A 4,876-nucleotide genomic window follows, 5' to 3' on the forward strand; every position below is an offset into this window, starting at 1 on the left:
AAAAAAAAAAAAAAATACATAACACCAAAAGTTAAAATGCCTACAACCAACCAAGAAATTCGTTCAAGGTTTGTTTCAACCGTCATTTCTCCAACTACAATGCTGTAGATCATCAAAGGAACGCCGAGTGAAAGGGCAATAAACGTATCGCGCATTAGCTTCTTATAATATGCCCAATCAGCCGCCTCTTTCTCATCAAGCGCATCTGTTGCTGAGCTATCATCAATTGGCTTCGCGTTATACCCCACTGACTCAACAGCTTTGATCAATTCTTTTGTTTTAGCTGTCCCATAAACTGTTACTGTCCTATCAGCAAAATTCATTTCCGCACTGACGACTCCAAGAGTTGCCTTCAACGCCCCTTCAATTTTGCCTACACAGCTAGCACACCCAGCACCTTCAATGATAAGCTGTTGGTTATGTGATACTTTTTCCAACGTATTCTCCTTACTTTTACACGAAGAGGATTGAGCTTTTGCCTGACAGCAACAGCCTGATTCAGTTTTTATATTTGTGTTAGTAGCCACCCTTTTTCCTCCTATGCTTTTTTAATTTGCTCAAAGTTTTCGATGAGATGACAAACCATGTTTGCAGTCGGTGCTTTGTCTTCCATTTCTTCCCATCGAGAAAGCGCAGAAGACATTTTTCCTCGAAGTGCCAACATTGCTTGAAACTGCTTTTCTGTTTCTTCAAGCCGCTCTTTGATCAGGCTTCTGACTAATGGGCACGCACTTTTACCATCTTCAGATTCATTAATAATTTCCTTGATATCTGCAACAGAAAAACCAAGGTTTCTGGCACTTAAAATGAATTTAAGTCTCGATACTTCTTTATTCGAGTATGACTTGTAGCCGTTCACTGACTTAGCAGGTTTTAACAATCCCAATCGCGAGTAATAGCGCACCGTATCAGCAGTCGTTCCAAGGCTTTTTGCCAGCTCTGCAACTTTCATGTTCACTCCTTAGTTCTTAACCTAAGTTTGTAATCTCACCTACAGCTTAGGCCTGTGTCTAAGACACAGGTCAAGTGATTATTCGTGATTAATAATGCAAAAGCTAAAAACTAATTTTTGGTAAAAAGAGGAATCTCGGCCAAAATCGACAGTATTAATTACTGTAAATGGCAATAACTTGAGCATTTTCATAATGCCTTTCCAAATATCGTACTAATCGTTCAAAACAATTGATTATTTAAATCAATGAATAAGTCATTCTATTTTTGATGGGAGTGGCGAAAAAAAGACGCACTGATCCTGTGATTAGCCAATAATTGGTGGACGATAAAGTAAGAGATGGATACCAGGTTTTGGTAGAGGTGTACGCTGTAGAAGTAGCTCAGAGTAAATATTGCAAATACCTTCCTCTTGCGCTTGCACAAGATAGGCATTTAAATGAAAGCTTGTACAAAAACCGCCTTCACAACAAACACAATCACCAGCTTTACATTTTTCACAGTCTTCATCACCATGACGGTTTTTAGAATCTTGCGAATTTTCAGTGTGATAGTGACTATTGTCAATCATTGATTGATGATGCATATTTTTGCTTGGTTGTATAATATGCGTGTCGGATGAGCCATTATGATGCTCTTCACAATTCATTGGTTTAGCAATAGCAAAGCCATGCTGCGTAAGCAACACAGTTATTATTACTATTTTAAACCACCTGAAAAGTCCAAACATTATCATTCCTTCTTTAGCACCTACAATATTAGCCACTTTATAAAAATAATTTTATGATCTTGATCAACCTTTGAACTAAAACCTAAACTTTTTACTTTTTTAAACAGCTTAAACTTCACAAGTATAAAAGGGGTGTCTAATTTATACTCATGAGATTGAAGCCAAGCATGAGCACCATTAAAAGAAATAAAAACCCTACGCTCATAACTAGGTATTGAGTAATGGGTCATTTTTCCAATTGTTCAGCTTTAAGCGCAGTACTTTGCAACAATCGGTTCTATCCCGGGCACATCCAATTCCCGTTCATCAAAAGTGATAAAATGGCCTATTGTACGTCTTTCAATGGCGATGTTTTTTGCCTTTACTCTTTAACCTTAACCATTCGCCAACTTTACTTCTTAGCTGATATTCCACCTTGATAGGTATACACCAGACTGGCACCGACTGAAAACAAGAAGTAGCTTACTATTACTGCTCTTAGCTCTTTCCAGAAAAAGCCGTTAGGTATGTCTGTTCTAATATAACCAAAATAGTTTAAATCCCAGACAAAATGAAAAGCTACCATCAATATAATTGCGGTAGCTCTCATTAAATCAATGTAGTTATTTCTTCGTATTAAAACCAAAATCTTAAACCGGCAACAAACTCAGTATCGTTGCTGCTCTGCTCGTTTAGCTTGGCGTAATCTGCTGTGCTACCAAATTTATTAGTCCACTCTACACCTACATAAGGTGCAAATTGGCGAGTAAATTCATAACGAACCCTAACGCCAATAGCAGTACTAGATAGCCCACTGCCTAGCTCATTTTGTTCATCGTCTTTACCATAAAATGTTATTTCAGCACGAGGCTGTATAATGAGCCTTTGTGTTAAAAGCAGCTCATATTCAGCTTCTGCTGTAAATGCTGTATTGCCGCTCTCACCTACATACGCTGTCATATCAAGCTCAAACCAATAAGGTGCTAAGCCTTGAATACCAAACGCTAACCATTGACGGTTTTTGCCTTCTTTATAATAATCGTAGCGAATACCGACTTGCGTATCCCAATAAGCCGAAATTGCATGACCCCATAAAATATCAGTTTGATTTTCTTCAAGCTTGCCATAACTAACATCGCCCTCGGTTTTTATCACTAATCGATTAAAGGTGGTGCCGTACCAAGCTTGTAAATCGAAAACAGCAGCATCGGCTTGTTCGTTATACTCAAGGCGATCACCTAAAATAGCGTAAAACTTATACTCATCTGCAAGGGTTAAGCGCTCGCCATCTGCTAAAGCATATGGCCCTTGCGTTAAGGTTGTGCCATTAGCATAAGCGTGTGGATCGCGAGCATTTTTAGGGGCATCGCCGCCTTGCGGCTGCATTTTATCGCCCGCCATATCGCCAGACATGTCGCCCATTTCAGTTTGAGCAAACACATTCAGGCTCAATAACGGTGCGCTAATTAATAGTGCACTAGTAAGTACTGTTGATAAGGTTAAATTTCTCATGATACAACCACCTCTCTAAACATACCTGCATCCATATGAAACAGTAAATGACAATGCCAAGCCCAACGACCAACATCATGTGGCGTAGTTAAAAAGCTAATTCTTTGGGCGGGCTGTACCATTATGGTATGGCGGCGAACTAACACATCGCCTTGATCGTTCTCCAAGTCGCTCCACATACCATGTAAATGCATAGGGTGTGTCATCATGGTATCGTTTTGTAAAATAACTCGTACCCGCTGATTATGCTTCATATGCACAGGGGTACTTTTACCAAACTCTAAGCCATCAAAAGACCAGCTGTAGCGTTCCATGTTGCCGGTTAAATGCAGCTCAATTTCGGCTTCGGGTGCTTGGTGGTCAACTATGCCATCAAGAGAGCGTAAATCTGCAAGTGTTAAAACTCGACGGCCGTTATTGCGCAGCCCAATACCAGGATCGTCTAAGTTTGTGCGTGGCGTATCAACGCGCATATCAATTGAGGCGCCATATTCTGTTTTAGCGTGGCGAACTTTCTGACTTGGAACAGCCAGTGGGTTTTTACCCATATTATGCTTACTATGGTCCATTGCCATTGCACCGTGGTCCATTGTGCTATGATCCATTGCCATTGCACCGTGGTCCATTGTGCTATGATCCATTGCCCCCTGATCCATACTGGTTTTGTCCATGCTAGCGTGGCCCATAGCGCTGTGATCCATTCCAGGCATAGCAGAGTGATCCATATTGCCCATCATATCCCGCATTGCTAACCACTCAACTGGGTCAAGTGCAGGCACTGGCGCATCAATATTAGCAGCGACAGACAAAGTCCCTTTGGCATAACCTGAGCGGTCCATGCTTTGTGCAAAAATTGTGTATGCGTCATTTTTAGGCTCAACAACCACATCGTAGGTTTCACCTGGACCAAAGCGAAACTCATCTACGGTAACGGGTTCAACATTTTGTCCATCTGCTTGTACCACAGTTAATTTTAACTCTGGGATACGTACATCAAAAAAGGTGTTACTTGAGCCATTAATAAATCTTAAACGTACTTTTTCACCCGCTTTAAACAGCCCACGCCAATTAGCCATTGGCGCAGTACCATTCATTAAATAGGTCATTGCCGAAGCCGATAAATCAGCTAAATCGGTTGGACTCATTCGCATCTGGTTCCACATTTCACGTCGTTGAAGTGCATTAGCAACGCCGCTTGTTGCTATGTCATCAAAAAACTCAGGTACAGTGGGCTGATTAAAGTTAAACACATCCCCCTGAATTTTTAATTTACGGAATAACTCCATAGGATCATCATCAGTCCAATCAGAGAGTTGAATAATATGTTCATTATCTGCGCTGATAACATCTTGCTCACGAGGCTCAATAATTAACGCCCCATACATACCGGTCATTTCTTGAAAGCCACTGTGTGAGTGATACCAATAAGTACCGCTTTGTTGTAACTTAAATTTATAAACAAACGTTTCGCCAGGCATAATGCCTTTAAAGCTAATGCCCGGTACACCATCCATTTGATACGGTAAAATAATTCCGTGCCAGTGAATAGAGCTAGGTACCGCTAAATTGTTGGTAACGCGAATGGTCACATCGTCACCTTCTTTAAGGCGTAATGTTGGCGCGGGAATAGAGCCATTAACCCCCTGTGTCAGGATCTGTCTCTTGATCACATCTCCTGTTGTTGCGCTTGCATGAATCGAGCGC

6 protein-coding genes are annotated in these 4,876 nt (G+C 41.0%); all 6 read right to left on the minus strand.

Annotated features, from left to right (window positions below):
* Positions 1-437 (minus strand): cation transporter (locus GQR53_RS21580; RefSeq protein ID WP_240917516.1); only part of this gene is annotated, 437 nt, incomplete at its 3' end.
* 101 nt (positions 438-538) lie between these two features.
* Positions 539-952, minus strand: coding sequence for a MerR family transcriptional regulator (locus tag GQR53_RS19520; protein WP_004589265.1), 414 nt, complete (start codon positions 950-952; stop codon positions 539-541).
* 306 nt (positions 953-1,258) lie between these two features.
* Positions 1,259-1,681, minus strand: coding sequence for a hypothetical protein (locus tag GQR53_RS19525; RefSeq protein WP_024605466.1), 423 nt, complete (start codon positions 1,679-1,681; stop codon positions 1,259-1,261).
* Positions 1,682-2,072: 391 nt separating this feature from the next.
* Entirely contained in the window at positions 2,073-2,306 is a 234-nt protein-coding gene (locus GQR53_RS19530; protein WP_024605464.1) for a heparan-alpha-glucosaminide N-acetyltransferase domain-containing protein, read from the minus strand.
* Positions 2,297-3,172, minus strand: coding sequence for a copper resistance protein B (locus GQR53_RS19535; RefSeq protein ID WP_008128029.1), 876 nt, complete (start codon positions 3,170-3,172; stop codon positions 2,297-2,299). Before GQR53_RS19535 ends, GQR53_RS19530 begins: the two co-directional genes overlap by 10 nt.
* On the minus strand, positions 3,169-4,876 hold a 1,708-nt coding region (locus GQR53_RS19540), incomplete at its 5' end, for a copper resistance system multicopper oxidase (RefSeq protein ID WP_240917517.1). The genes GQR53_RS19540 and GQR53_RS19535, both read right to left, overlap by 4 nt.

Source organism: Pseudoalteromonas sp. Z9A6, from assembly GCF_011378805.1.
In the GTDB taxonomy this organism is placed as follows: domain Bacteria; phylum Pseudomonadota; class Gammaproteobacteria; order Enterobacterales; family Alteromonadaceae; genus Pseudoalteromonas; species Pseudoalteromonas distincta.

Bases quoted from the DNA above. Each gene is read 5' to 3' on its own strand.
- GQR53_RS19520 (WP_004589265.1), bottom strand. From the start codon at position 952: ATGAAAGTTGCAGAGCTGGCAAAAAGCCTTGGAACGACTGCTGATACG.
- GQR53_RS19525 (WP_024605466.1), bottom strand. From the start codon at position 1,681: ATGTTTGGACTTTTCAGGTGGTTTAAAATAGTAATAATAACTGTGTTG.
- GQR53_RS19535 (WP_008128029.1), bottom strand. From the start codon at position 3,172: ATGAGAAATTTAACCTTATCAACAGTACTTACTAGTGCACTATTAATT.